Annotated in this window: 20 protein-coding genes; 18 read left to right on the top strand and 2 right to left on the bottom strand. The window is 62.9% G+C overall.

The window, feature by feature from the left end; translation table 11 throughout:
• Positions 1 to 20: 20 nt before the first annotated feature.
• The 4 genes from C1717_RS09225 (at position 21) to C1717_RS09210 (ending at position 6,062) form a co-directional block, all read left to right on the top strand.
• Complete coding sequence (locus C1717_RS09225; RefSeq protein WP_102371457.1) at positions 21 to 1,013, top strand: IS30 family transposase; 993 nt, start codon at positions 21 to 23, stop codon at positions 1,011 to 1,013.
• Between the two features lie 491 nt (positions 1,014 to 1,504).
• Positions 1,505 to 2,581, top strand: a complete 1,077-nt coding sequence (gene pheS / locus C1717_RS09220) for a phenylalanine--tRNA ligase subunit alpha (RefSeq protein WP_102372881.1) — start codon at positions 1,505 to 1,507, stop codon at positions 2,579 to 2,581.
• Positions 2,582 to 2,593: 12 nt separating this feature from the next.
• Positions 2,594 to 5,059 carry a phenylalanine--tRNA ligase subunit beta gene (gene pheT, locus C1717_RS09215; RefSeq protein WP_102372880.1) on the top strand — a complete coding sequence of 822 codons (2,466 nt, stop codon included), beginning with the start codon at positions 2,594 to 2,596 and terminating at the stop codon, positions 5,057 to 5,059.
• A 139-nt stretch (positions 5,060 to 5,198) separates the two neighbouring features.
• Positions 5,199 to 6,062: a hypothetical protein gene (locus tag C1717_RS09210; RefSeq protein WP_102372879.1), complete on the top strand. Its 864-nt coding sequence runs from the start codon at positions 5,199 to 5,201 to the stop codon at positions 6,060 to 6,062.
• Positions 6,063 to 6,511: 449 nt separating this feature from the next.
• Here C1717_RS09210 and pyk read toward each other — a convergent pair whose 3' ends face one another.
• Together pyk and C1717_RS09200 are read right to left on the bottom strand one after the other, a co-directional pair.
• Entirely contained in the window at positions 6,512 to 7,981 is a 1,470-nt protein-coding gene (gene pyk / locus C1717_RS09205; protein ID WP_102372878.1) for a pyruvate kinase, read from the bottom strand.
• Between the two features lie 311 nt (positions 7,982 to 8,292).
• Positions 8,293 to 10,050: a sigma-54-dependent transcriptional regulator gene (locus tag C1717_RS09200; RefSeq protein WP_102372877.1), complete on the bottom strand. Its 1,758-nt coding sequence runs from the start codon at positions 10,048 to 10,050 to the stop codon at positions 8,293 to 8,295.
• A 174-nt stretch (positions 10,051 to 10,224) separates the two neighbouring features.
• On the opposite strand from C1717_RS09200, the gene C1717_RS09195 reads away from it, so the two are divergent.
• The 14 genes from C1717_RS09195 to C1717_RS09130 all read left to right on the top strand — a co-directional run bounded on the left by C1717_RS09195 (position 10,225) and on the right by C1717_RS09130 (position 26,798).
• Positions 10,225 to 11,589, top strand: a complete 1,365-nt coding sequence (locus C1717_RS09195; RefSeq protein WP_102372876.1) for a four-carbon acid sugar kinase family protein — start codon at positions 10,225 to 10,227, stop codon at positions 11,587 to 11,589.
• Positions 11,568 to 12,722 (top strand): iron-containing alcohol dehydrogenase, encoded by a 1,155-nt coding sequence (locus tag C1717_RS09190; protein ID WP_102372875.1) that lies wholly within the window; start codon positions 11,568 to 11,570, stop codon positions 12,720 to 12,722. The genes C1717_RS09195 and C1717_RS09190 overlap by 22 nt, the downstream gene beginning before the upstream one ends.
• Before the next feature lie 46 nt (positions 12,723 to 12,768).
• On the top strand, positions 12,769 to 13,680 hold the full coding sequence (gene dapA / locus C1717_RS09185; protein WP_245859612.1) for a 4-hydroxy-tetrahydrodipicolinate synthase: 912 nt from the start codon (positions 12,769 to 12,771) through the stop codon (positions 13,678 to 13,680).
• Positions 13,681 to 13,682: 2 nt separating this feature from the next.
• Positions 13,683 to 14,738, top strand: a complete 1,056-nt coding sequence (gene pdxA, locus C1717_RS09180) for a 4-hydroxythreonine-4-phosphate dehydrogenase PdxA (protein ID WP_102372874.1) — start codon at positions 13,683 to 13,685, stop codon at positions 14,736 to 14,738.
• 138 nt (positions 14,739 to 14,876) lie between these two features.
• Positions 14,877 to 16,160: an SLC13 family permease gene (locus C1717_RS09175; RefSeq protein ID WP_102372873.1), complete on the top strand. Its 1,284-nt coding sequence runs from the start codon at positions 14,877 to 14,879 to the stop codon at positions 16,158 to 16,160.
• A gap of 78 nt (positions 16,161 to 16,238) precedes the next feature.
• Positions 16,239 to 16,985, top strand: a complete 747-nt coding sequence (locus tag C1717_RS09170) for an SDR family NAD(P)-dependent oxidoreductase (protein WP_102372872.1) — start codon at positions 16,239 to 16,241, stop codon at positions 16,983 to 16,985.
• A gap of 108 nt (positions 16,986 to 17,093) precedes the next feature.
• Complete coding sequence (locus C1717_RS09165) at positions 17,094 to 18,254, top strand: sialidase family protein (protein WP_102372871.1); 1,161 nt, start codon at positions 17,094 to 17,096, stop codon at positions 18,252 to 18,254.
• A 96-nt stretch (positions 18,255 to 18,350) separates the two neighbouring features.
• Positions 18,351 to 18,848 (top strand): NanQ anomerase/TabA/YiaL family protein, encoded by a 498-nt coding sequence (locus tag C1717_RS09160; RefSeq protein WP_102372870.1) that lies wholly within the window; start codon positions 18,351 to 18,353, stop codon positions 18,846 to 18,848.
• Positions 18,849 to 18,856: 8 nt separating this feature from the next.
• Positions 18,857 to 20,047 (top strand): MFS transporter, encoded by a 1,191-nt coding sequence (locus C1717_RS09155; protein WP_219722308.1) that lies wholly within the window; start codon positions 18,857 to 18,859, stop codon positions 20,045 to 20,047.
• A 111-nt stretch (positions 20,048 to 20,158) separates the two neighbouring features.
• A complete protein-coding gene (locus tag C1717_RS11010; RefSeq protein WP_102373117.1) occupies positions 20,159 to 21,016 on the top strand; it encodes an AAA family ATPase in 858 nt (285 codons plus the stop codon).
• Positions 20,944 to 21,447 (top strand): DUF234 domain-containing protein, encoded by a 504-nt coding sequence (locus C1717_RS11005; protein ID WP_180965910.1) that lies wholly within the window; start codon positions 20,944 to 20,946, stop codon positions 21,445 to 21,447. Before C1717_RS11010 ends, C1717_RS11005 begins: the two co-directional genes overlap by 73 nt.
• Positions 21,448 to 21,562: 115 nt before the next feature.
• Positions 21,563 to 22,681: an IS1249 family transposase gene (locus C1717_RS09140; protein WP_102372867.1), complete on the top strand. Its 1,119-nt coding sequence runs from the start codon at positions 21,563 to 21,565 to the stop codon at positions 22,679 to 22,681.
• A gap of 443 nt (positions 22,682 to 23,124) precedes the next feature.
• On the top strand, positions 23,125 to 25,824 hold the full coding sequence (locus C1717_RS09135) for a cation-translocating P-type ATPase (protein WP_102372866.1): 2,700 nt from the start codon (positions 23,125 to 23,127) through the stop codon (positions 25,822 to 25,824).
• A 401-nt stretch (positions 25,825 to 26,225) separates the two neighbouring features.
• On the top strand, positions 26,226 to 26,798 hold the full coding sequence (locus C1717_RS09130; RefSeq protein WP_102372865.1) for a zinc ribbon domain-containing protein: 573 nt from the start codon (positions 26,226 to 26,228) through the stop codon (positions 26,796 to 26,798).
• Positions 26,799 to 26,828 lie beyond the last annotated feature (30 nt).

Genomic DNA, 26,828 nt, shown 5'->3' with positions numbered 1-26,828 from the left:
AACATCATCAGGAGGCAGCCATGGGCCGGTACAGCCATCTTACCATCGAGGAGCGCGAGGACGTCATGTGCCTGCGCAGGCAGGGGAAGGGCGTCTCCGAGATCGCCCGCGAGATCCACAGGGACAAGTCCACCGTGTCCAGGGAGCTCGCGCGCAACTCCTGCGCCGCGTCGACCGCGCGCCCCTGGTACCGGGCCTCGACCGCCCAGCGGCGCTACGAGGCGCGCAGGGAGGCGTGCCGCAGGCCGCGGCTGCTCGACGACCCCGAGAGGCTCGAGCTCGTCAGGGAGCACGTGCTCGAGGGGCGCTGGTCGCCCGAGCAGCTGGAGGGGCGCATCCGCCTCGAGCGCCCCGACCTCGCCGTCAGCGACACGACGATCTACCGCGCGATCGGCTCCGGCGCGCTCGACCGCTGCGTGGGCGGCCGAAGGGCGTCGGCGAGGCTGAGGCGCGGCGGCAGGCGGCGGAAGCGCCGGGACGGCTCCGAGCTGCGCGGGAAGATCAAGGTGTCGCACGAGCTCTCCGAGCGGCCCGCCGAGGCGGGCGCCCGCTCGCGGGTCGGCGACTGGGAGGGCGACACGGTCGCCGGGCGCGCCGGCGGCGCGTGCCTCGTCACCATGGTCGACCGCATGAGCGGCTACCTGGCCGGCCGCAAGTCGCCCTCGAAGAGGAAGGGCGACGTGAGGGGGGCGATGGTCGAGTCGATGCGCGGCCACGCCGTGGAGACCGTCACCCTGGACCGGGGCAAGGAGTTCGCCGAGCACGCCCTGTTCACCGAGGCCGTCGGGGCCGAGTGCTACTTCTGCCCGCCGCACCACCCGTGGGACCGCGGGACCAACGAGAACACCAACGGGCTGCTGAGGCAGTACTTCCCAAAGGGCTGCGACCTGGACGCCGTGAGCGACGAGGAGGTCGAGAGGGTGTACGATGAGCTGAACCGCAGGCCTCGCAAGCGCCTGGGGTATCTGACGCCGTACGAGGTCTACCGATCGGCCTCGTTGCACTTGCTGTGAAAAACTAAGCCCCTTTCTTGCTAAATCCCGCCCGCAGTTTGGAAGCCGCAGGTGTGGCCGCAGATCGTGAGCCGCAGAGTGCATGGTGCTCCGCTGCGGCGCCAAGTGCACGGTGAATAGGCTGGCAGAATGAGGCTCTCGCCGGTCGCACCTCGCCACAGCGTGTGCTATCATTTCGACCAACGCGTTGACGGAGAGGTTGGAACCTCGGATGTCGTGGCGAAGAGAGGGTGGGTCACCGGCTGAGAGCCCGCCCGCTGCGACGAGGAGCTGAGTTCACTCCCGAGCAGCGACCTGAACGGTCGCGCACCGCGCTCGCGAATAAGCGCTGGTGCCGATGCCAGTAGGGAAGCCGCCCGCCCGGGCGACATCGGGCCAAAGGGGGCATGCGGGGTGGACAGCCCGCAGCCAAGCAAGGTGGTACCGCGGATCGAATCCGTCCTTGGGCAGAGCATGCCCAAGGACGGTTTTTTGTTAGAGAGGATGGACACATGGCGTTGATCGACGAATTGGACGCGCTTGAGCGCAAGGCGCGCGAGCTCATCGGCCAAGCCGAGACCGCTGAGAAGCTTGAGAGTGCCCGGGTTGCGTTGCTCGGCAAGAAAGGCGAGATCACAGCGCTCATGCACATGATGGGCAAGGTCGCCCCCGAGGAGCGACCGGTGCTCGGCAAGCGCGCCAACGAGCTGCGTCGCATGGCCGAGGAGCTCTTGCGCGAGCGCACCGAGGATGTCAAGCGGCACGAGATGGCGGGCCGCATGGCCGCCGAGGCCGTGGACGTGACCCTTCCGGGCGTGCGCCCCACCATCGGCCACCAGCACCTCATCAACCAGATCAAAGAGGAGATCGAGGACGTCTTCTGCGCCATCGGCTACACCGTGGAGTCGGGTCCCGAGGTTGAGACGAGCTGGTACAACTTCACCGCGCTGAATGCCCCCATGGATCACCCGAGCCGTTCCGCGCGCGACACGTTCTACGTGGTCGACAACGCGCCCGGCTCCGTGCCGCATCCCGAGGAGCACGCGCACGGCGAGTCCGATGTGCTCCTGCGCACGCAGACCTCCGGCGCGCAGATTCACATCATGGAGCACCAGAAGCCGCCCATCTACGCCATCGTGCCGGGCACCGTCTACCGTCCCGACACGGCAGATGCCTGCCACCTGCCCCAGTTCAACCAGGTCGAGGGCCTTGTGGTAGACGAGGGCATCACGTTCGGCGACCTCAAGGGCACGCTCGATTACTTTGCCAAGTGCATGTTCGGTGCCGACCGCAAGACGCGCTACCGTCCGCACTTCTTCCCCTTCACGGAGCCGAGCTGCGAGCTCGACGTGTCGTGCAACGTGTGCGGGGGCAAGGGCTGCAGCTTCTGCAAGCACAGCGGTTGGATCGAGATCTTGGGCTGCGGCATGATCGACCCCAACGTCCTCATCAACTGCGGCGTCGACCCCGAGCGCTACACGGGCTTCGCCTTTGGCATCGGCGTCGAGCGCGTGGCGGCGCTTCGCTACGACCTGCCCGATCTGCGCACGCTCATGACGGGCGACATGCGCTTCTTGGCTCAGTTCTAAAGGGGGAGAGACATGCGCGTTTCCTATAGCTGGCTGAAGGACCTCATCGACGTCTGCGAGACGCCCGACGAGCTCAGCCGTGAATTCATCCGCACCGGCACTGAGGTCGAAGCGATCGATACGGTGGGCCAATCGTTCGACAACATCGTGACCGCCCAGGTGCTCGAGAAGGTGCCCCATCCGGATTCCGATCACATGTGGGTCACGAAGGTCGACGTGGGCCGCTTCAACCTCAGCGAGGACGGCGAGCCCGAGCCGCTGCAGATCGTCTGCGGCGCCCAGAACTTCAACGCGGGCGACCACATCGTGACCGCGCTCGTCGGAGCTGAGCTGCCGGGCGACATCAAGATCAAGAAGAGCAAGCTGCGCGGCGTCGTGTCGTGGGGTATGAACTGCTCCGCGCGCGAGCTGGGGCTCTCGGGCGACCATTCGGGCATCATGATCTTGCCCGAGGACGCGCCGGTGGGCGTGCTCTTCGCTGACTACCTGGGTACCGCGGACGTGGTGCTCGACTGCGAGATCACGCCCAACCGCCCGGACTGCCTCTCGATGATCGGCATCGCGCGCGAGGTGGGCGCGATCTTCGACCGTGACACCCATATCGAGCTGCCTGCAATCAAGCGCGAGGTTGGCCGTCCTACCGCCGAGGAGGTCTCGCTCGAGATCGCCGATGCGGGCCTGTGCGACCGCTACGTCGCGCGCATCGTGCGCAACGTGAAGGTGGGTCCCTCGCCCGACTGGATGGTCGAGCGCCTTGCGGCCGCCGGCGTGCGCTCCATCAACAACATCGTGGACATCACGAACTACGTCATGATGCTCACCGGCCAGCCGCTCCACGCATTCGACCTCGATACCTTTGCCGAGCGTGATGGGCATCGCCGCGTGGTGGTGCGCGCCGCGTGCGAGGGCGAGGTGTTCCAGACCCTCGATGGCCAGGAGCGCGTTCTCGATGCGGGCATGGGCCTCATCACCGATGGCGAGCGCCCCGTGGCACTTGCCGGCGTGATGGGTGGCATGGACTCCGAGATCGAGGACGACACGCGCGACGTGCTGGTGGAGAGCGCCTGCTTTGATTCGGGCCGAACCTCCCATACGAGCCGCGACCTGCAGCTCATCTCCGAGGCCTCGATTCGCTTCGAGCGCCAGGTGGACGAGGCGGGTTGCGTCGACGTGGCGAATCTCACCTGCGCGCTCATAGAGGAGCTCGCCGGTGGCGAGGTCGCCCCGGGCTACGTCGATCTGTATCCTGAGCCCAAGGAGCGCCCCAGCATCACGCTGCGCCAGGGGCGTGTGGAGCTCATCTGCGGCACCGCGATCGACCCTGCGTTCACCGAGCGTGCCCTCACGCGCCTGGGCTGCACGGTGGAGTGTGCCGCCGAGGACGGCGAGCCGGTGTTCCATGTGGTGCCGCCCACGTTCCGCCCCGACCTTGAGCGCGAGATTGACCTCATCGAGGAGGTTCTGCGCCTGTGGGGCATGGATCGCGTGGAGGCGACGATCCCCGCTGCCCGCAACCATATCGGCGGGCTCACGCACGACCAGCGCCAGATGCGCCGCGTGGGCTCCATCCTGCGCTCCTGCGGCCTCAACGAGACCACGACCTACTCCTTCGCCGCGCCGGGCGATCTCGAGAAGACGCGCATGAGCGCCGAGGGCCGCGGTGTACCGGTGGTCCTCATGAACCCGCTCGTTGCCGAGCAGACCGAGATGCGCCGCTCGCTGTTGCCGGGCCTGCTGCAGTCGGTCGCCTACAACGAAGCGCACGGCACCGCTAACGTGCACCTTTATGAGATCGGCACGCTCTTCCACGGCCGTGAGAACGCGAGCCTTCCCAAGGAGCGCAGGTCGCTCGCCGGCGTGCTCGCCGGCGCTTGGGGCGACGACACCTGGGCGCAGCGCCACGAGCCGCTCCGCTTCTTCGACGGCAAGGGCATCGTGGAGGAGCTCCTCGCCCAGCTGCGCGTCGAGAAGGTCCGCTTCCGTCCCGTCGAGGGCGACGCATATGCGTTCCTGCAGCCTGGCCGTGCTGCCGAGGTGCTCTCGGGCGGCACGGTGCTCGGCTGGGTCGGCGAGATCCACCCCGAGGTGCGCGACGCCTACGACATCTCGACTCCGGTGACCGCTTTTGAGCTCAACCTCGACACGGTGCTTCGCGAGGCGCATGACCAGGCGGCGTATCGCAGCTACTCGACCTACCCTGCGGTCGAGATGGACCTCGCCATCGTGGTGGATGAGGACATAACCTGCGAGACCCTCGTGCAGCGTCTGAGCTCTGCCGGCGGCAAGCTCCTGCGCGACGTGCGCCTGTTCGACGTCTATCGCGACGAGGAGCGCTTGGGCGCCGGTAAGAAATCGATGGCGTTCTCGCTCACCTATCGAGCCGACGACCATACGCTCACCTCGGACGAGGTCGAGAAGGTCCACGGCAAGCTCGTGACCAAGGTGTGCAAGGCTACGGGCGGCGAGGTGCGCAGCTAACGCTGCCACCTAGCGGCTCGTCTGCGCTGTCACCCAACGCGCACGTGATATAACAGGTCTAAACAACAGACTCACGGGTAGCTTGCTCGTGAGTCTGTTAGGCTTCTTTTGGACGTGCTGTTCTGATGTGGAGACGTTGATGCCCAGTTGGAACATTCATATCGCTCAGGCGGAGAGGGTCTTCTCCCAGAAGGGATCTGTTGCCCGCACCGTCCGCGACCGCAACGCGTTCCTCTTCGGGTGCTTCGTGCCCGATATCTACGTGGGCTACATGGTGCCGGCGGTCGAGCTGCCCATCGCCTACCGCATCACGCATCTCGCCGCTCCGGCGCACATTCCCAAGCCACGCGAGCGCGAATTCTGGGAGACCTACGTGGTTCCGGCAGCCAAGCGGGCGGGGATCGCCCGGGATGCCGTCACGCGAGCGGGCGACGCGTCAGCAGGTGCCGCGGACGCCTCGGATCTTATCCTGCCGGCGTCCCTCAAAGCGGAAGCCGAGCGCGTGAGCAGGGTCCATTACCCTCAGCGCTACGAGGGGGTGCCCGAACCGCCTTCTGTCGCCTGCGCAGCCGATACACACGTGGACGCCGAGGCGGTGGCGCAGTCCGTCTTCGACCTCGTGCTGGGCACGTGGTTGCATCTCGTTGCGGATAACCTCTGGAACACCCGGGTGAACGAGTTCCTTGACGCAATAGGCGGCAAGCCGAGCGAGGAGTTTCGCATCAAGAAGCAGGACGACTTCGACTTGTTTGGGAAGGCGCTCCCTATCGACTCGCTGCCGCGGGTGACCCCCCGTCTCGTTGCCGCTGCCGCGGCATTTCCCCAGTATCCGATCGAGGAGGCCGAAGTACGCTCCACCATTGGCGTGGCCCATGAGATCGTGCGCACGAACCACGGAGATAGACATCCGACGTACCGCCTACTCACGGAGGAGTTTTTCGCGCAGGTCTTCGCCGAGTCAGTCGCGCTACCCGATCGGCTGTTCACGGAGCGTTTGGGCTGAACAACGAGTCGGGGCCTCTCTTCTGCAAGCTGATCCGGGTGGTCGGGCGGGAAGCTGCCCCGAAGGAGCCTGAATAAAGAGCAGGATTCCGTGCCGCTGCGGTTGGGCGGGTAAGTTCCAGCCCGTTTGCAGTCGAGAGATGCCTCAGTTCGGCGATTCGTCGCTCTTGGCGGTGGTCGCGCCGGGAATCACCGAGTATAGAAGGCGTTGTTCATTATGAACCTGCAGGTACACGACTTGCCTCTCTGCAGCCTACCCGGCTGATAGGCGAACAGCCACCGCCAAGATGCTCGAAGATCCACGTGCTTACCTCGAGTGCGCGCGAATGAGAGCCCCTGCGCGTTCTTGAGGAAATCAACTATGCGTTGCGGCAGAGCCGCAAGAAAAAACCGGCGCAACGGAAAAGCGCTGCGCCGGGAAAAGACCGATGCGGTTTCGAGCGTGCGGGCTTAGCGCACCTCGGCCACGTAGACCACGTTGGTGGAGCTGACCTTGCCATCGCCGAGCGTGGAGTTGACGGAGGTCTTGGGATCGCCGACGGTCACGACGGTGACATCGCCTGCATCGACGTAGCCGCGCTCCTTGGCGGAATCAATCGCCTTGGCCACGGTGTCATCGACGCTGCCTTGGGTGATGGCAGCCAGGTGCGGCTCGACGCCCCAGTACATGATCATCTTCTGGACGGCCCACTGGTGACGCGAGAACGCGATGACCGGCGTATTGGAGCGGAAGTGCGAGATGAGGCGTGCGGTGCGGCCCGTGGTCGTGGGGGCGATGATGCACTTGGCGCCCACGGTGGTGGCCATGTTGACCGCAGAGAGGCCCACGACGTTGTTGACCACGCGGACGCCCTTGCTGCCCTCGGGCACCTTGAGCTCGGCATGCGGCGCCAGGTGCTGCTCGGTCTCGTGGGCGATCTGCGCCTGCATGCGCACGGCCTCGACAGGATAGCTACCAGCAGCGGTCTCGCCGGAGAGCATCACGGCGTCAGTGCCGTCGTAGATGGCGTTCGCGACGTCGGCGACCTCGGCGCGCGTGGGGCGCGGGTTGCGGATCATGGAGTCGAGCATCTGCGTAGCGGTGATGACCGGCTTGTACGCAGCGTTGCACTTCTTGATCATCTCCTTCTGCAGGTGCGGCACCAGCTCGGGTGGGATCTCGATGCCCAGGTCGCCGCGGGCGATCATGATGCCGGTCGAAGCCTTGAGAATCTCATCGAAGTTCTTGACGCCCTGAGCGCTCTCGATCTTGGAGAAGATGCCCACGTGCTCGCCGTTGTTGGCATCGCAGAGCTCGCGGATCTCGCGGACGGCGTCGCCGCTGCGAATGAAGGAGGCGGCGATGTAGTCGATACCCTCGGAGAGACCGAAGAGGATGTCCTCGCGGTCCCGCTCGGTGATGGCGGGCAGGCCGATCTCGACGTTGGGGAGGTTCACGCCCTTGCGCTCGCCGATCTCGCCGTTGTTCTTGACCACGCAGTGCATGTCTTGGCCGTCGACGCTCTCGACGACGAGCTCGACGATGCCGTCGTCGATGAGGATGCGCGAGCCGGGCTCGACCTCGGCGGGCAGGTTGATGTAGTCGAGGCTGATGTGGGAGCTATCGCCGAGCCAGTCCTCGCTGGTGGGCTGAGCGGTCACCACGATCTTGTCGCCGGTCTTGACGGAAATCTTCTGATGATCCTTAAGCAGGCCGGTGCGGACCTCGGGACCCTTGGTGTCGAGCAGGATACCGATGGTCATATCGAGCTCGTCGGCGATGCGGCGGACGCGCTCGATGCGCTCATGGTGCTCCTCATAGGAACCATGGCTGAAGTTGAAGCGGGCAACGTTCATGCCCGCCTTCATCATCTCGCGCAGCACATCGTCGTTGTCACAGGCCGGACCCATCGTGCAGACAATCTTGGTGCGTTTATACATGCAGACCTCCAAAAGTAGCGTTCTGCCGATACAACAGGTTCGTTGCAAGCGATTATAGGAGGAAACGTTCTGCAGTAAAACCACTTATCCGACAAAATATGCCGATTACCGATTGATTATGGACAAAAAGTGTAGAAACGTTTTCAAATCACGAACACTACTTTACATCATCCTGACATCGAGGCTTTTGGGCGAGCGCGTCTCACGGACGGGACGGGCTGCCCCTTGAAGGCGGGGAGGCCGAGCCGGCCATCCCGGGTCTGTTGCCCCAGGCATAGCAGAAGGGCAACCGACCCCCGTTTCCGATGCTCCTATTGCAGCAGGCCGTAGAGCGTCGTCCGCGATATGCCCAAGCTCTTGGCAGCACGAGATTTGTTCCCATCGTGCTGGGCGAGGACCGCGCGGGCGATGTCGCGGTTGATCTCGACAAGCGGCCTATCAAGGTCCAGCTGCGTGCCGCCCTCGCTCGGGGTCGCTTTCTCGGAATACCTCCGCATGTTCGAGAGCCCGTCGGCTACGTCGTTCGTCGTTATGATGCCGCTGGTATTTGCCGCAAAGAGCCATTTGACAACCCAGAAGAACTCTGTGACGTCGCCCTCCCATCCCTGCTCGAGCAAGAGGTCGTTCGCCTGGGGTGCGATAACCGGTGCCTCCCGTCCGGTGCTGCCCGCCAGAAAGGTGAGGTAACGGGGCGCGGCGAACGGCAGCACGCTCCATGTGCGCACGGGTGGGACCATGAGGGTGCTGCAGCCTGCAGCTTCGACGAAGGCGGGAAGCTCCTGCGCGCTCAGGCCGTCGGCGGAAGCCGAATCGGTGAAGATCACCCGGTAGCGCTTCGCGAGCTGCGTCTGGTTGATGGTCGCGGCAAGCTGCGTGCGCCAATGTGCGTCGAGCGCATCGATCTTCCTGAATAGCAGCGTGGCATTCGATCCGTAGAGCGGGGAGCGGTGGCTGTTCATCAAGAAATCCCAGCTGCGCTCCGTAAGCAGGCTGCAGTCGACGATGGCGAGCGGGCGGCTGGCCTGCTCGCTCAGGAGGTAGATGAGCTTGGCGCAAAAAAGCTCTGCCCCGCCCTTGGCTCCGGTGACGAGCACCGGCTTCGGCTGTGCCGCGGCGGGCTGCGCGAGCGCCTCGAGCACGAGTTCGGCCTGTATGGCGTGGAGCGGATCGGCTTGCATCTCGGTGCGAATGTCATCGGCGTTTTTGTATTGGATCCCGGTGATGCGGCTTTCATTGGGCGTGATCACCGAGGTGATGGCGAAGACCGTTCCATCACCTCCGCTCAGCGGGTTCGTCGTGATGGTGTACAGAAGACCCTCGCGCTGGATCATGAAGCGCTTCGGCGGGGCGGACGTCATACGGGCCTGCAGGTCGGGCAGGATGGCACGGTCGTGGGCGGCGAGGTTGGAGAACACGATGCGCCGGTCGTTGCCGAAGGCGACGAACGTGACGTCGCTCGCCTGGAGGATGTCTCGCAGCAGCTGGTTGCCGGCGGCGAGCGACGCCTGCTGCTCGCAGACGGCGACGGCTCGCTCGAATGCGTCGCGGATGCCGCTTTTGCCAGAGACGAGCAAGTGGGCTGGGAGCCCCATGTCGCAGGCTATGGTGTAGGAGCGGACGTCGCACAGCACGACCTCGTAATCGTTTCTCGCGATGTCGGCCAGGGCACCGGGCATCTCGTCTTCGAAATCAACGCCGTAGATGTCTATGTCGAAGGGGAAGAAGGGGTCGAGCTCGCGGGCGTTGCGCAGCACGTTGCGAAAGCCCACGAGCGCAACGGCGTCGACGCCTTCGGGCACCTCGCGGAGCATACGAAGCAGCTCGGGGATCGTGAGCTCGATTTCTATGACCGGCAGCGAAAGCTCATCCTCGAGGAGCTGCGCCGTGCCTCCGCGCGAGACGACCACATCGAAGTTGAGGTGGAAGACCGACAGCGCGCTTTCGAGGCCGCTCTCGATGTCGCCGGTCTCTATGGAGAAGTCCGTGTCGGGAAACTCCTCGGCAACCGCTTTGAGCTCGGGGACCATCTCGGGATATGGGGCGACGACGAGGATGCGCGCCTGCGCCATGCGAACTACCGCCTTCGTGCAGCTTTGTCCGAAACAGATAACTGTTCATATTATGAACAACTCCGGACGGAAAGATTGTACGGAATCTGAACAGATTTGGTCTCGTGCAAGATGTAACGCGATGAGGCGAATGCCGATACTTGCAACCATACGAGAGGAAGGGAGGATGGCCTCATGGAGATACTGCTTATCGCGGACGACCTCACCGGCACGCTTGATGGCGCCGCAGCGCTTGTGGGCGCAGGCGTCGATGTGTGCACGCGCATCGATTTCCAGAACGGGGCCGGGCTCCCCACGACGAACGCCGCCGTCCTTGCCGTGAACGCCGGCACGCGCCACGTTGTCCCGGCGGTTGCGCGGGAGCGCGTCGCGCGCATCGTGGCGGCCGGTCGGGCTGCGGGTGCGCGAGTCATTATGAAGAAGACCGATTCCGCCCTGCGGGGCAACATCGGTTCCGAGCTCGCCGGCGTGCTCGATGCCGTGCCGGGGGCAGGTCCCATCCGCTTCATGCCGGCGTTCCCGGCGATGAAGCGCGTGACCAAGGGCGGTATCCAGTACATCGAGGGCGTCCCGGTCAACGAGAGCGTTTTTGGAAGGGACCCTTTTGAGCCCGTTACGCGTTCCAGCGTGCGCGAGATCATCGCTTCCCAGGTTCCCGAGCTTTCGGTCGGTTGCCGTTCCATGGACAAGGGGCTCGAGGAAGATGCCGGTAGCGCAGACGTGATCGTCTACGACGCCGAGTCTGACGAGGAGATGTCCCGCTGCTGTCGCGAAGCGCTCGATGGCTCCTCGCCTGTGCTGCTTGCGGGTTGCGCGGGCCTCGCTCAGGCGCTCGCAAGCGTGCTCGACGAGCGCGGCCATCTCAGCGCGACCCGCTACCCCGGTCGCGGCCCGGGCAACCTGCTCGTCTTCTGCGGCAGCGTGAACGAGGTCTCGACCTCGCAGTGTGCCTATGCGCGCAAGGCGGGGAATCCTTCGTTCTCCCTCCCCGATGAGAGCAAGTTCTATCCCGAGTGGGTTGAGAGCGACGCGTTCAAAGCCTTTGAGAGCCAGATTGCCGAGAGCTGGCGCACGAACGCGCTCACCGTCATCGAATCCGGCGCGCGGTTCGATCCCAATGTCCTGCCTGGCGTGCACTACACCGGCACCACCGAGGATCTGCGCTGCCTGGTCTCGCGCAACCTTGGTCGCATCCTCAAGCACCTGGTGCACGGTTCCTGCCTCGTGTTCGTCATGGGCGGGGATGTGTTCCTCAGCTTCCTGGAGGAGATGGGCGTGACGAGCATCTCCTTGGTGGCGGAGGTCGCTACGGGCGTGGTGATGTCCGAGTTCATGTATGAGGGCTCGCCCGTGCGCGTCATCTCGAAATCCGGCGGCTTCGGCGAGCCGGATCTGTTCGTCTCGCTTGCATGCAGGCTCGCGCAGGGCAGCGCCCCCGTGCGCAGCACTGCATCATCGTCCGTTCCATCTTCACCGGTAACGTCGCAAAACCCGAAGAAAGAAGAGGTGTTGGTAGCATGCTCCAGTCCTATTGCCTAAAACTCCCCACCGCGGTGTACGCAGGCGAGGGCGCCCTCGAGAAGCTCGACGGGATTCTTGCCGCTCGCGAGCCCAAAAAGGTCGCGCTGTTCTGCGATAAGAGCATCTTCGATCTGGGCCTTACCGACCAGGCTCGCAAGATCATCGAGGCGCGCGGCATCGAGGTTGCTGTCCAGAGCGATCTCGCCATCGAGCCCACGTACAGCGAGGTCCAGGCGACCGTCGACTGGTTTGCTGGTGAGGGCGCCGATTTCATCCTCGCCATCGGCGGCGGCTCGGTCATGGATGCGGCGAAGCTCGTGAGCGTGCTCGCAACGTCCGAGTACACCGTGCATGACCTGCTGGATAACCCTGCGCTCGCGCGCAAGCAGGTCTATACCGTGATGGTTCCCACCACCGCCGGCACCGGTGCCGAGGCAACGCCCAACGCCATCGTGGCCGTGCCCGAGGACGAGCTCAAGGTGGGCATCGTGAACGACGCGATGATCGCCGACGCGGTGATCCTCGAGGCGGACATGATCAAGAACCTGCCGCGCAAGATCGCAGCCGCCACGGGCATCGACGCGCTCTGCCACGCCATCGAGTGCTACACCTCCACGAAGGCAAACCCCATGAGCGATACGTTCGCGCTGGAGGCCTTCGACCTCATCATCAACAACATCGAGCGCGCCTGCGACGACCCCGAGGCGCTCGACGCCAAGCGCGCCATGCAGCTCGCGAGCTTCTATGCCGGTATCGCCATCACGGCGTCGGGTACTACCGCGGTGCATGCGCTGAGCTATCCGCTCGGTGGCAAGTATCACGTCGCGCACGGCGTGTCGAACGCGATCCTGTTGAGCCCCGTCATGCACTTCAACGAGCCCGCCATCGCCGAGCGCCTGGCTGTGGCCTATGATCGCGCGATCCATGCGGGCGCCGCGACCGTCGAGGAGAAGGCAGCCGCTGTGATCGAGCGCATGGATGCGATCGTGGAGCACCTCGATATTCCCAAGAAGCTTGGCGAGTTGGGTATCGAGGGCGTCCCGATCGACCAGCTCGCCGAGGCGGGCATGAGCGTCCAGCGCCTGCTGGTGAACAACATGCGCGAGGTCACGCTCGAAGATGCCAAGGCCATCTACGCGCAGATCCTCTAGGCAGCGCATACGGGTGTCCAAGAATAGAAAGGTGGTAGTGTCGGCCATGGCTGATATGAAGAAGGTAGAGATCAAGGGCATCATCGTTCCTATCGTGACACCGATGAACGACGATGAGACCGTCAACCTCGATGAGTTGCGCCGCCAGGTCGAGCGCCAGATCGAGGCGGGCATCCACGGCATCTTCCCGTTCGGCACCAACGGCGAGGGCTACATCCTCTCCGGTGAGGAGAAGAAGGCTGTGCTCGAGACGGTCATCGACCAAGTGGCGGGCCGCGTCCCGGTGTATGCCGGCACGGGCTGCATCTCCACCAAGGAGACCATCGAGCAGTGCAAGATGGCCGAGGCTGCCGGCGCGGACATCCTGTCCGTTATCACGCCGAGCTTCGCAAAGGCCTCGCAGCACGAGCTCATCGTCCACTACACGAAGGTCGCCGAGGCAGTGCCCAGCATGCCGATCGTGCTCTACAACATCCCGGCTCGTACGGGCAACGCCATCGATCCCCAGACCGTGGTAGAGCTCGCCCAGGTAGACAACATCGTGGGAGCCAAGGATTCCTCGGGCGACTGGGACAACCTCTCTGCCTACATCGGCCTCACCAAGGATATGGACTTCGGGGTGCTCTCGGGCAACGACGCGCTCATTCTGAAGGCACTTCAGCGCGGTGCCAAGGGCGCCATCGCCGGCTGCGCCAACGTGTATCCCAAGAACATGGTGGGCATCTACGAGAACTGGGCCGCCGGCAACCTCGAGCAGGCCGAGGCCTGCCAGGCCGCCGTGGCGCCGCTGCGCGACTGCTTCAAGTACGGCAACCCCAACACCGTGGTGAAGACCGCGGTCAAGCTGCTCGGCTATCCCGTGGGCAGCTGCCGTGCCCCGTTCAACTACCTGTGCCCCGAGGGCATGGAGGCGCTCGCCGCCACGCTCGACGCCGACCGTGCGAAGGGGATGTGCTAGCCATGGCGAACACCGAGCTGCCCATCGTCGCCATTACCATGGGCGACCCCGCCGGAAACGGCCCCGAGATTACCGTCAAGGCTCTCGCCGACGCCTCGCTCTACGAACGCTGCCGCCCCATCGTGGTGGGTGATGCCAAGATGATCGAGCAGGCGAAGACCTTCGTGAATCACCCTGAGATCCGCGTGAACCCGGTCACGAGCGTCGCAGACGCCATGTTCGAGGCTGGCACCATCGACGTGTACCACATGGACCTCATCGAGGACGTTGCCTCGTTCAAGCTGGGCGAGGTCTCCGTCGAGGGCGGCAACGCCGCCTTCCAGAGCGTGAAGCGCACCATCGAGCTCGCTATGGCGGGCGAGGTGGATGCCACCGTCACAAACGCCCTCAACAAGGAGGCCATGAACCTGGCGCTCGAGCCCCAGGGCATGCACTTCGATGGGCACACCGAGATCTACGCTACCTACACGAACACCAAGAGCTACACGATGCTGCTCGCGCACCATGATTTTCGCGTGGTGCACGTGTCCACGCACTGCTCGCTGCGCGAGGCATGCGACCGGGTGAAGACGCCGCGCGTGCTGGAGGTCATCAAGCTCGGCTGGCAGGCGTGCCGCGACCTCGGCATCGAGTCGCCCAAGATCGCTGTCGCCGGCCTCAACCCGCATGCGGGCGAACACGGGCTCTTTGGCGACGAGGAGATCAACGAGATCATCCCCGCCATCGAGCTCGCTCAGGCGGAGGGCATCGATGCTGTGGGCCCGTGTCCGCCCGACAGCGTGTTCTCCGAGATGAACGGCGGTTGGTACGACATGGTTGTGTGCATGTACCACGACCAGGGCCACATTCCAACCAAGACGCTCGGCTTCGTTTACGACCGTGAAGCGGGTGGCTGGAAGGCGGTCGAAGGCGTGAACATCACGCTCGGTCTGCCCATCATCCGCACCTCGGTGGACCACGGCACGGGCTTTGCCCTTGCCGGCAAGGGGACGTCCAACGAGCTCTCACTCGTGAACGCAATAGATTACGCGCTGCGTATGGCGAGAGGAAGGGGGTAAACGCCATGTGCGGTCGCGGGGTTCCATCTGGATTGGAGCCCTCGGAACCCCGCAGCCAGTTGAGGGGCAACGTTCGCTAAACGCGCGCCCTTCGTACCTGATTGTATCGAGATATGGAAAAGGAAGGGGATAGGCACTATGACGATTCAGATGATTTGTGCTCTGGCGATCCTCGTCGTCATGGTCGTTCTGATCATGACCGATGCCCTCCCGTTCGGCGCTCCGCCGCTGCTGGCCGACTGCTTGATCGTCGTCGCAGGTGTGTTGTTTGGCGCTAATTGGGAAGTTAAGTGGGACATTCCGTACGCTTTTGCAGGATTCACTAATACAAGCGTATGGATGATTGCATTCTTTATGGTTGTGCTGGCGGCGTTCCAGAAGACGAGCTTTACGGCTAAGCTGCGCAACTGGATGTTCAAGCTGGTTGAGAAGGGCGGCTTCAAGGGCTATATGCTCCTTGTGATCCTTGTCATGGTCGCTTGCCTGCTCACTGGCGGTCACTCCACGGGTTACTATGTGCTCATCCTGGGCATCGTGTCCACCATTCCCTATGATAAGAACCTCCCGACCTCCAAGCTCCTCATGCCGCTCGGTTTTGGTTGCTATCACCCGGTTAACATCGCCGTCAACTTCGGCTTGTGCATCGGTATCCTTGAGGGCGCCAACATTGTGACCGAGAACATCTCCATGGTCGCCTTTACCGCGCTTACGCTTCTTGGTTGTGTTGGCTACTTCATCTGGTGCGTCGCTTCGTACAAGCTCCTCCCCGATCATCCGATCGCCGACCAGCAGGAGAAGAGCGATGAGGCATTCCAGAGCACTATGCCGTCCTGGAAGGAAGGCGTTACAGTCGCCAGCCTCGTCATCTCCGTGCTTGGCATGATGTTTGTAACTCAGCTCGGTGACATCGCTTACGTTCTTCCTGGCATTCTCGCCTTCATCCTCCTGGGTATTGGCGTCATCAGCTGGAAGGAGATGCGCGACAACCTGTTCTCGCCCATCGTCCTCATGATGTGCTGCGCTATCCCCGTGGCCAACGCGCTTGCCGATTCTGGCTTGGCCGCTCTCATTGGCAACGCCGTCGCTGGTGCTGCTGCTGATATGCCGCTGTTCGTCCTCGTGTTCGCTTTCTGCCTGCTCACGAGCCTCAGCACTACCTTCACTGGTGCGGCGTTCGCTTCTGCTTACATCTTCGTGCCCATCGTCATCGCGGCGTGCGTCTCGCTGGGTGTTGATCCCATCGGTCCCGCGGCTGCGACGACCATGTCCGCCTTCGCCGGTGGCTTCTTGCCGATTGATGGCTTGCCTGCACTTGTGTTTGGTATGGGCAACTATAAGATGACCGAGTTCTGGAAGTTCACGATTCCTATGTGGATTGTTAACTGCCTGTTCCTGGCTATTGGTGCCGTGCTCGTATTCTAAGCAACAAAGTTGGTGAAGGAAGCCGGCGCCCACAATGGGTACCGGCTTCTTTTGTATCTCCCAGAAAGGAGAGTCGAGATGAAGCTCGAAGGGAAATCGGCCATTATCACTGGTGCAACAAGGGGCATCGGTAAGCAGATTGCTCTTACGCTCGCCGAAGAGGGATGCGACGTCGTTATCAACGGAAATAATGAAGAGCTGCTCAATGTGGTTGCCGAGGAAGTGGCCAAGCGCGGGCGTGGCTGCCGTGTGGTGGTCGGTGATATCTCTAAGCCTGAGACGGCTGAACAGCTTGCCGCAACATGCCTTGAAGCGTTCGGCAAGATTGACGTGCTGGTAAACAATGCGGGCATCAACAGCCGCTTCCCGTTCCTCGAGCTTACGTTTGAGGAGTGGAGCCATATGATCGATGTCAATCTCAACGGAGCGTTCCATGCCTGCAAAGCGGTTCTTCCTCATATGGTCGAGCGCAAAAGCGGCGCAATCGTTAACGTGTCCTCCGCGGCTAGTAAGACGGCTCATGCGAATGCCTCCGCTTCCTATGGCGTTTCGAAGGCGGGCCTGAACTCGCTGACTCAGAAGCTTGCCTATGAGATGGCGCCCTACAACATTCGTGTTAACGGCGTTTGCCCTGGCCCCATTGAGACTGATATGTCTACCCAATGGACAGAGGAGTATCGAGCGAACATCACCAAGAAAATCCCGCTTGGCCGATTGGGCAAACCTGAAGATGTGGCCCGTCCGGTCGCGTTCCTTGCAAGTGATGAGGCGAACTTCATTACGGGAGAAACGATCAACATCAACGGCGGAAAGTTCATCGCGTAGCGCCAGACAAGGCTGTACGCGCTCTGAGCTGCGTCGCGATTATTCGCCGACGCTGAGCGCGTGTCCCGTTTCAAAATGACCCCATGTCGTTCATAAGGAGACAGCACGATGCCCAAGACACTTCCCGGCCTCACGCCGGATGGCCAGGTTTACTTCGATGAGGATATGCAGATCACCGAGGCGATGCTTCCGCCGGGGGCGTGGACGTCGCATCACGGTCCCGGGTTGCTCGAGACCCCTGCCGGCACGCTTCTGTGCTGCTGGTTCGCCGGCACCTTCGAGGGCGATACCGATGTGAACATCGTGGTGTCGCGCCTCGAAAAGGGTGCTGACCAGTGGAGCGAGCCCACGATGATCTCGACCGACAACGAGTTCTCCAACCAGAACCCGTCGTTGTTCTTAGCACCGAACGGCGAGATCTGGGCCATGTATACCTCTCAGCGCGGCCGCGAGCCGGGCAAGGACAACATGCAGTACACGAGCGTGATAAAGAAGCAGGTCTCCACGGATGACGGTCTCACCTGGGGCGAGCCGGAGGTTGTGCTTCCCGAGGAGGGCACGTTCGCGCGCCAGCCTGTGCAGGTGCTCTCGAACGGTCGCTGGATCTACGGCCTGTGGCTCTGCACGGATAGCGCCACCGGCCTTGCCGGCGACCCGAGCGCGTTCGCCATCTCGGATGACGAGGGCGCTACGTGGCACCGCGTCGACATGCCTAACTCCTCCGGGCGTGTGCATCCGAGTTTGGTGGAGCTTGAACCTGGACACCTGGTCGCGTTCATGCGGAGCCGCGAGGCTGATTGGATCTATCGCAGCGAATCTCGCGACTTCGGTGACACGTGGACCGAGCCCGTCCCCACGCCGCTTCCCAACAACAACTCCGGTATCGGCGTTGTGAAGCTCGCGAGCGGGCGCATTGCCATCACGTACAACCACAATTCCGCGCCGAGCACCTACGGCAAGACGGGTGCCTGGCCGGCGCTGCGCAACCCTGTGTCCATCGCGCTGTCCGAGGACGGCGGGCTAACGTTCCCGCTGATCCGCCATATCGAGCGTGGTGAGGGTTACGTGGGCGACGAGAATAAGTTCAACAACCGACAGTATGAGTATCCCTGCATTATCCAGACGCATGACGGCATGATTCATGTCGCGTACGCATACCAGACGCGTCGTGGCGTGAAGTGGGTGACGCTTTCCGAGGATGATGTTGCCGGCGCAGTGCGCGGTGCCGGCACATACAACCCCACATCCGGTGAGGGCGCGCGCAAGTAGTTTCTGACATCAGGGACGGGACCGTTTGTCGGATGCAAACACCCGTCCCTTTCTGTTGTCGGATAGGTGTCGGTGTCAGAACAAGGAGGGAGCAGCATGATATACGACGGATTATCCGCCATCGGGAGGTACCGCGGCATCGCGCACGGGCTCGATGTGCTGATTGACTGGTTGGATGAGCATGACGTCGCCGAGCTGCCGCTCGGCATCACGCAGATCGACGGCGAGCGAGTCTTTGCCAACGTGATGGACGCCAAGACGAAAGACCTCGAGGATGCTCGCTTCGAGGTGCATCGCCGCTACCATGACGTGCAGATCGACCTCGTGGGCGCCGAGCGCTTCCGTACCACGCCGGGTGCGGTGGAGCCAATTGCCGAGTTCGACGCGGGAGCCGACAAGGGCTACTGCCAGCCCGCTCCTGGCAATGACGATCTGCTGGAAGGCACGCTCGACCATGGTCGTTTCGCCATCTTCTGGGTGGGCGAGCCCCATAGCCCCAATCTGGTGCTTCCCGGCGCGGAGCCGGGCGACATCAAGAAGATCTGCTTCAAGGTGCTCGCAGATCAGTTTTGGGAGGAAGTGTCTGCCGAATGACCTTGCCGATGCAGATAGCCAGGCGCGAACGGCTCGTCACGCGGGATGCCGCCTTCATCTTGGCGGCGACGTTCTGCTACATGGCGTGCTTCATGGTTACCGGGCCGGTGGTCGTGGGTTTCACCATGTCGCTGGGCGCGACGGTCGCGCTGGCGGGCGTCGTCAGCGGTGTGACGAGCTTGTGCTCGCTGGTATGCAGGCCCGTTGCGGGCAACGTTACGGACCGTGTGGGCAAGCGCAGGCTCGCCATGGCGAGCGCCCTGCTCATGCTCGTGTCGTCTGCGGGGCATATCGTCGCAGCCTCACCGATCCAGCTCGTAGTGTTTCGCGTCATCGGCGGGGTGGGGTACTCACTGTGCTCCGTGTGCATGTCGACGTGGTTCGCGCAGACGCTGCCGCAGAACCGCGTCGGCGCCGCGATGAGCCTGTTCGGCATGATGAACGCGCTCGGTGTCGCGGTGGGGCCTGCCCTCGGCATCTCGCTTTTCCAGTCCGTCGGCTATCGCGCGGTGTTCGTGTGCTCCACGGTGCTCGCGGCGTGCTCGATTGCCTGCATGGGCATGGTGCACGACCCGGGACGGCCCGTTCGGAAGGAGAAAGTGCAGGATCAGCAGGATGCGCCACGCACGGGTATCAAGCTCTTGAGCATCGAGGCGCTACCGGCGGCGGTGATGATCATCCTGTTTGCCGTGCCCTATTTCGCAACCCAGTCCTATCTTGTGAACTATGTGGCAGACCGTGCGCTTCCTGTGGCGGAGGAGTGGTTCTTCACCATCTACGCCGCCGTGCTGCTGGCGATGCGCATCGTGCTGCGCGACGTGTTCGACCGCGTGTCGTTCCGCGTATTCACGCTTTGCTCGTCCGCATCGATGCTGGCGTCGCTCGTCCTGCTGTGGTGCATGCACGGGAACCTCGCCATGGTTGCTGCCGCCGTGTGCATGGCCGGTGGCTACGGCATCATGTGCTCCGTGTGTCAGTCCACGGCGGTGAAGCTTGCCGGCCCCGGAAAGACGGGACTTGCCAACAGCACGTACTACATGGGATTCGATATCGGGATGTTCCTGGGCCCGGCGGTGGGCGGAGTGGTGTACGGCGCGGTCGCGCCCGTGTGGTTCTACCCGGCGCTCGCGGTCTGCGTGCCGCTGGCTCTGGCCGTTTTGGCCGCCGCTCATTGTGTGCAGCGGGCAGGCGCGGATTGACCGATCTTGATATGAGTAGGCTCTCAAATACAGGAATCAATTTCACAGGATTCAAATCCTGTTACTGCGGTTACAGGATGAGGCCTACGCAGACGGAAGGGGTGATTTGCCATGATGGTTGGTCGAGAGCGGGAGCTGTGGACGTTGCAGCGTCTTTACGCCCGTGGCGGGTTCCAGTTTCCCGTGCTATTCGGTCGTCGGCGCGTGGGAAAAACCTATTTGATGTCGCACTTTGCTCAGGATAAGCCGACGATCTTCTTCACGGCGGTGGAGGACAACGCTGTTCTGAACCTGCGAAACCTGAGTCGGGAGATCTACGCCTACGACCAGCCCGATGCCGACCCTCGGCTCGCACCGTTGTATCAGGACTTTCAGACTGCCTTCGAAGCGGTGCTTACTCGAGCCACGAAGCGACAGGTTGTTTTCATCATCGACGAATATCCGTATCTAGCAAAAGCGGACGCGAGCATCCCCTCGATTCTGCAGGCCCTCATCGACCGGCACAGGGAGTCCTCCCAGCTGTATCTTATCCTATGCGGTTCGTCTCTCTCGTTCATGCGCGAGCAGGTCTGGGAGAGAAGAGCCCGCTTTACGGGCGTCGAACGGCACAGGTCGAGCTCCATCCGCTCGATTTCCAAGATGCGCGCAGGTTCCTCCCCGCGCTCGATCCGGTATCCGCTGCCGAGCTATATGGCATGGCTGGTGGCGTCCCTCTCTATCTCCAGCAATTCGATGACAGTATTTCCGTTGATGAGAACATCGTCGAGGCGTTCCTGGATCCCTCTTCCATCCTCTACGAGGAGCCCGTTAACCTACTCAAGCAGGAGATTCAAAAATCGAGCGCCTACAACGCGATCATCGAAGCGGTTGCTTCGGGCAAGACGGAAAACAACGAGATGGCGACATCGGCCGGCATCGCGTCGGGCGACCTCACCTACTATCTCAAGGAACTTCAACGAATCGGGCTGATCGAGAAGGAGCGCCCGGTGTGCGGCGGAAGCCGCCGTCCGGTCTATCGCCTGTCCGACAACCTGTTCCGATTTTGGTATCGATTCATCTTGCCGAACAGGTCGGCTATCGAGCGGCATATGCCCCAGCGCGTCGTCAAGCTGATACGTGGTCGTCTCTCGGAGTACATGGGACCTGTGTTCGAGCAGATATGTTGCGAATGGCTGTGGCGGCAAAATGCCGCAGGGACGCTGGGAGATGGATTCGACGAGGTCGGACGTTGGTGGGGGAACAACCCCAAAAAGAGGCGCCAAGAGGAGATCGATATCGTCTGCCTTGCAGATGGCGTGCCGGTTGCGCTTGGTGAGTGCAAATGGCGGGCTTATAGGACAAAAAGTGTGTCCGAATCATGGGCATCGACGCAGGTCGATGCCCCTTTTTCACGCGCTTAAATCTCCAGGGGGAATTTAACCACTCGGACAGAAAGTGTGTCCGGATTCGCTCCTGTCCCGCAGGTAGATGACTGAAAATCAGGCCGTTAAAACCCCGATTACCGAGGAGCTGGGGATGAAGGCGGTCAGGTGCCCCTCTTGCGGGGCGAAGATGAAGAGGAACGGGAAGACGAGCGCGGGCGCGCAGAGGTGGAGGTGCGGGGCGTGCGGCGCCTCGACCACGGTCTCCTACGACGACGCGGCGGCGAGGCTCGACGAGTTCCTGGCATGGCTGCTCTCGAAGGCGACGCAGGCGGACATGCCCGGGCAGGGGCGCACGTTCAGGAGGCTCGCCGCGGGCTTCTGGCCGATCTGGCCCATGCCGGAGCCCACGGGCGAGGTGCGCCGCGTTCTCTTCGTCGACGGCATCTGGCTCGCCCGCGACCTCGTCGTGCTGATCGCCTACGACGGCGAGCACGTGGTCTCGTGGTACATGGCGCAGGCGGAGGCATCGAGGGCGTGGGAGGCGCTGATGGCGCCCATCCCGGCCCCGGACGTGGTGGTGTGCGACGGCGGGACGGGCTTCGAGAAGGCGAGGCGCCGCGCATGGCCGCGCACGAGGGTCCAGAGGTGCCTCTTCCACGCGTTCTCGCAGGTGAGGCGCTATACGACGACGAGGCCGAGGCTCCAGGCGGGCAGGGAGCTCTACGCGCTGTCAATCGAGCTCATGCACCTCGACACCCTCCGCCAGGCCGACTGGTGGGTCGAGCGCTACCTGCAGTGGTGCGGGTTCTGGGCCGACTTCCTCGAGGACGTCTCCTACGTCGACGGCCGGCGCCAGTTCACCCACGAGAGGCTCAGGAAGGCGAGGTCGTCGCTCGCGAGGCTCGTGAGCGGCGGCACGCTGTTCACCTACCTGGACCCCGCGCTCACGGCGGAGGGGCCGCTGCCGCGCACCAACAACCCGATCGAGGGCGGCGTCAACGCGCAGCTCAGGGAAGTCCTGCGCAACCACCGCGGGCTGTCGCTCATGCGGCGCGTGAAGGCGGTCTTCTGGTGGTGCTACATGCACACCGAGGGCCCGAGGCCGGCGAGGGAGATCCTTCGCTCCATGCCCACCGACGACGACATCGACCTCCTGTACAGGACCTACTCGGCGTCGCCCAAGCGCGAGGACGGCGGGCCGGAGTGGGGCGACCGGGCCGTCTGGGAGGAGCTGCACCACAAGAACCCGTACCCCTTCTGGCTGGATTAGGACACGTGTTCTATCGAGACACACTTTTTGTCCTATAAGCCAAATGGCGTAACGAGCAGGTTGGTCTGGAAGCGCTCCGCGTGCTCGATGAACGGAGCGAACTGGTGCATGCGCCGTACGAAGCGCAAAGATTTCTGTTTTCTAAGACAGGCTTCACCGAGGCGACGCGAGAGCTCGCGGCGAACGATGCCCGGATCCATCTGGTTTCACTTGAAGAGGTTGCGGGGTGATGTGCCGGCAATGCGATCAGACGTGGTAGATATGGGTGTTCTAACCTAAGGGACACATGGATAATGTGCTGCATCACAGGCCCCTTGCGGCGCAAATCCGCTAAGATGTTGAAATACGTGGCAAGCCCTTGCCTTCCTGGAATTACTAACGGGGGCCATGGTAGTACCGGGGCGTTTTGCGCCCGCAGTTTAGATGTATCAGGAGGGATACATTTGAAAGAGTACCTATCTTCTGCAGAGGAGGTACTGGCGGAGCAATCCACCAGTGCTGAATCCGGCCTGACTTCCGCTGAGGCGCAGGCGCGCGCGGCGAAGTTCGGCCCCAACAAGCTCAAGGAAGAGGAGAAGACCCCGCTGTGGATCCGCTTCTTCCAGCAGATGGCTGACCCCATGGTCATCATGCTCATCGTCGCCGCCGTCATCTCGGCTGTGACCGGCATGATCCAGGGCGAGTCGGAGTGGGCGGACGTCATCATCATCATGACGGTCGTCATCATCAACTCGGCACTCGGTGTCATTCAGGAGGCCAAATCCGAGGAGGCGCTCGCCGCGCTTCAGGAGATGAGTGCCGCGCAATCCAAGGTCATCCGCGATGGCAAGCAGATCTCGCTGCACTCCTCTGAGCTTGTTCCCGGCGACATCGTGCTGCTCGAGGCCGGCGACGCCGTTCCGGCTGACTGCCGCGTGCTCGAGAGCGCCTCGATGAAGATCGAGGAGGCTGCCCTCACTGGCGAGTCCGTCCCGGTCGAGAAGCATACTGACGCCATCGCTCTCGCTGAGGGCACGGACGACGTGCCGCTGGGCGACCGCAAGAACATGTGCTACATGGGTTCCACCGTGGTGTACGGTCGCGGTCGCGCCGTGGTGTGCGGCACCGGCATGGACACCGAGATGGGCAAGATCGCCGGCGCCCTCAACGACGCCAAGGAAGAGCTCACCCCGCTGCAGATGAAGCTCGCCGAGCTCTCCAAGATCCTCACCATCATGGTCATCGTGATCTGCGTGGTCATCTTCGCCGTCGATATCCTGCGCGCGGGTGTGGGCAACGTCGCTGCTGAGCCGCACATGCTGCTCGATACCTTCATGGTCGCCGTGTCGCTCGCCGTCGCCGCCATCCCCGAGGGCCTCGTCGCCGTCGTGACCATCGTGCTCTCCATCGGCGTGACCAAGATGGCAAAGCGCCAGGCGATCATCCGCAACCTCAGCGCCGTCGAGACCCTTGGCTGCACGCAGGTCATCTGCTCCGATAAGACCGGCACCCTTACCCAGAACAAGATGACGGTCGTCAAGCACGAGCTGGCCTCTTCCGAGGAGAAGCTCCTTGCCGGCATGGCCCTGTGCTCCGACGCCAAGTGGGACGAGGAGGCCGGTGAGGCCGTGGGCGAGCCCACCGAGTGCGCGCTCGTCAACGACGCCGGCAAGGCCGGTATGATCGGGCTCGATGTGGAGCACCCGCGCGTGGGCGAGGCTCCGTTCGACTCCGGCCGCAAGATGATGTCCGTCGTGGTCGAGGAGGCCGACGGCAAGTTCGAGCAGTACACCAAGGGCGCGCCCGATGTGGTTATCGGCCTGTGCACCCAGGTGTACGAGAACGGCGAGATCGTCCCCATGACGGACGAGAAGCGCGATCAGCTGCTCGCTGCGAACAAGGCCATGGCAGACGAGGCGCTCCGCGTGCTCGCACTTGCGTCGCGCACCTATGACGAGAAGCCTGCTGACTGCTCGCCCGAGGCGCTCGAGAACAACCTGGTGTTCTGCGGCCTTTCCGGCATGATCGACCCCGAGCGTCCCGAGGTTGCCCCGGCCATCGCCGAGGCCCAGGGAGCCGGCATCCGCACCGTCATGATCACGGGCGACCACATCGACACCGCTGTGGCAATCGCCAAGAACCTCGGCATCGTCGAGGACCGCAGCCAGGCCATCACCGGTGCTGAGCTCGATAAGTTCTCCGATGAGGAGCTTGATCAGAAGATCGAGAACTACCGTGTGTACGCGCGCGTCCAGCCTGAGCACAAGACGCGCATCGTCGAGGCGTGGAAGTCCAAGAACAAGATCGTCGCCATGACCGGCGACGGCGTGAACGACGCGCCTTCGATCAAGCATGCCAACATCGGTATCGGCATGGGCATCACCGGTACCGACGTTACCAAGAACGTCGCCGACATGGTGCTCGCTGACGACAACTTCGCCACGATCATCCATGCGTGCGAAGAGGGTCGTCGTATCTACGACAACATCCGCAAGGTCATCCAGTTCCTGCTCTCCGCGAACCTCGCCGAGGTGTTCTCGGTCTTCGCGGCGACGCTCATGGGCTTCACGCTGTTCCAGCCCATCCAGCTGCTGTGGGTCAACCTCGTCACCGACTGCTTCCCGGCGCTCGCGCTCGGCATGGAGGAGGCCGAGGGCGACGTCATGAAGCGCAAGCCGCGTAACGCCACCGACGGCGTCTTCGCTGGCAACATGGGCCTCGATACCGTGGTGCAGGGTATCATCATCGCCGCTCTGGTGCTGATCAGCTTCTTCTGCGGCGTGTACTACGGCCTTGGCACGATCGACCTCGGCGTGCTGGTCGACAGCCTGAACAACGCCCAAAGCATGGCCGACGAAGAGGGCGTCATGATGGCGTTCATCACGCTCAACATGGTCGAGATCTTCCACTGCTTCAACATGCGCAGCCGTCGTGCTTCGATCTTCCATATGAAGAAGCAGAACAAGTGGCTGTGGGGCGCTGCGTTCCTCGCGCTCGTGCTCACGCTCGTCGTGGTTGAGTTCGACCCGCTGTCGATGATCTTCTTCGGCGTCACGCATCTCGAGCTCAAGGGCATGGTCACGGCGCTCGCGCTGGGCTTCCTGATCATTCCGATCGTCGAGGTCTACAAGGCCATCATGCGCGCCGTGGAGAAGGACAAGTAAGCGCTTCTCACGCGTTTCGCTCCGTGCGCTTATACATAGTGCCCTAGACGACGGGCGCGCCCACCGCATCACGGTTCTGGGCGCGCCCGTTTTCATGTACTGACATTTGAAATCCGCGGGCAGGATTTAGCAAGAAAAGGCTCCTCCTGAAGTCGATTCTTGCTAAATCCTGCCCGCGGATCGAGATGGCGCTTGGGCTATGGGACGACCAGGCAACCTGGTGCCTCAGGGACGGCGGTGCTCCCTGTCTGCTGGTGATTTCTTACACCCATCCCATGCGTTATGACGGGCACACGGCGGAGCCAAGTCATGTGCGGTAGGCTCGGTTGGGTCGTTAAGATAGGGTGGTGCGGCCAACGCGCCGGTTAGGCACCCGCTCAAGGTGATATGAGGTGGTTGGAATGCGCTACATCGATGTTCTGTGGGGCGCGCGCGAGTCGATCCGTTCCGGCCGGGGCGATCTGGAGCGCAAGCGTGAAGCCAGCTTGCAGCTGCTCGGCGAAGCGGTGTACCGCCGTATCGCCGACGGCGACGGTCGTACACTCGAGGTCGATGAGTCCATGCGCGAGGCGACGCGGGCGATCCTCGCCTGCGATGCGGAGCTCGCCGAGATGGCTGCCCTGCAGCGTAAGCATGACCGTGAGCTCGCAGAAGAGGCAACGCGGAATGCGATAACCAACGCGGAGTGGGCGATGGTGGATGACTGGGATGACATGACGTTCATATGCCCGAACTGTTTCACGAGGACCTCCATTGAGCTTGACTATTGCGTCGGGTGCGGACAGCCGGTAAAGGATTTGGTTCTGCATGGCGTTCGCCTGCAAATCGAGGAACAGCACCGGAAGGAAGAGGCGGCTCAGGAGCGCTGCCCGCACTGCGGGGCACCGTTGTCGGAACGCTACAAGATGGCGCTCTTCTGCCCGTCGTGCGGCGCGAAGCGTGATCAGCCGAGCGCCGGAGCGACCGTTAGATAGGAAGGGGCGAACGGCAGCCCTCGGTGAGTT

It is taken from the genome of Enorma phocaeensis (assembly GCF_900186505.1).
Taxonomy (GTDB): Bacteria; Actinomycetota; Coriobacteriia; order Coriobacteriales; family Coriobacteriaceae; genus Enorma; species Enorma phocaeensis.
This window is presented reverse-complemented; position numbering and strand designations above follow the sequence as displayed.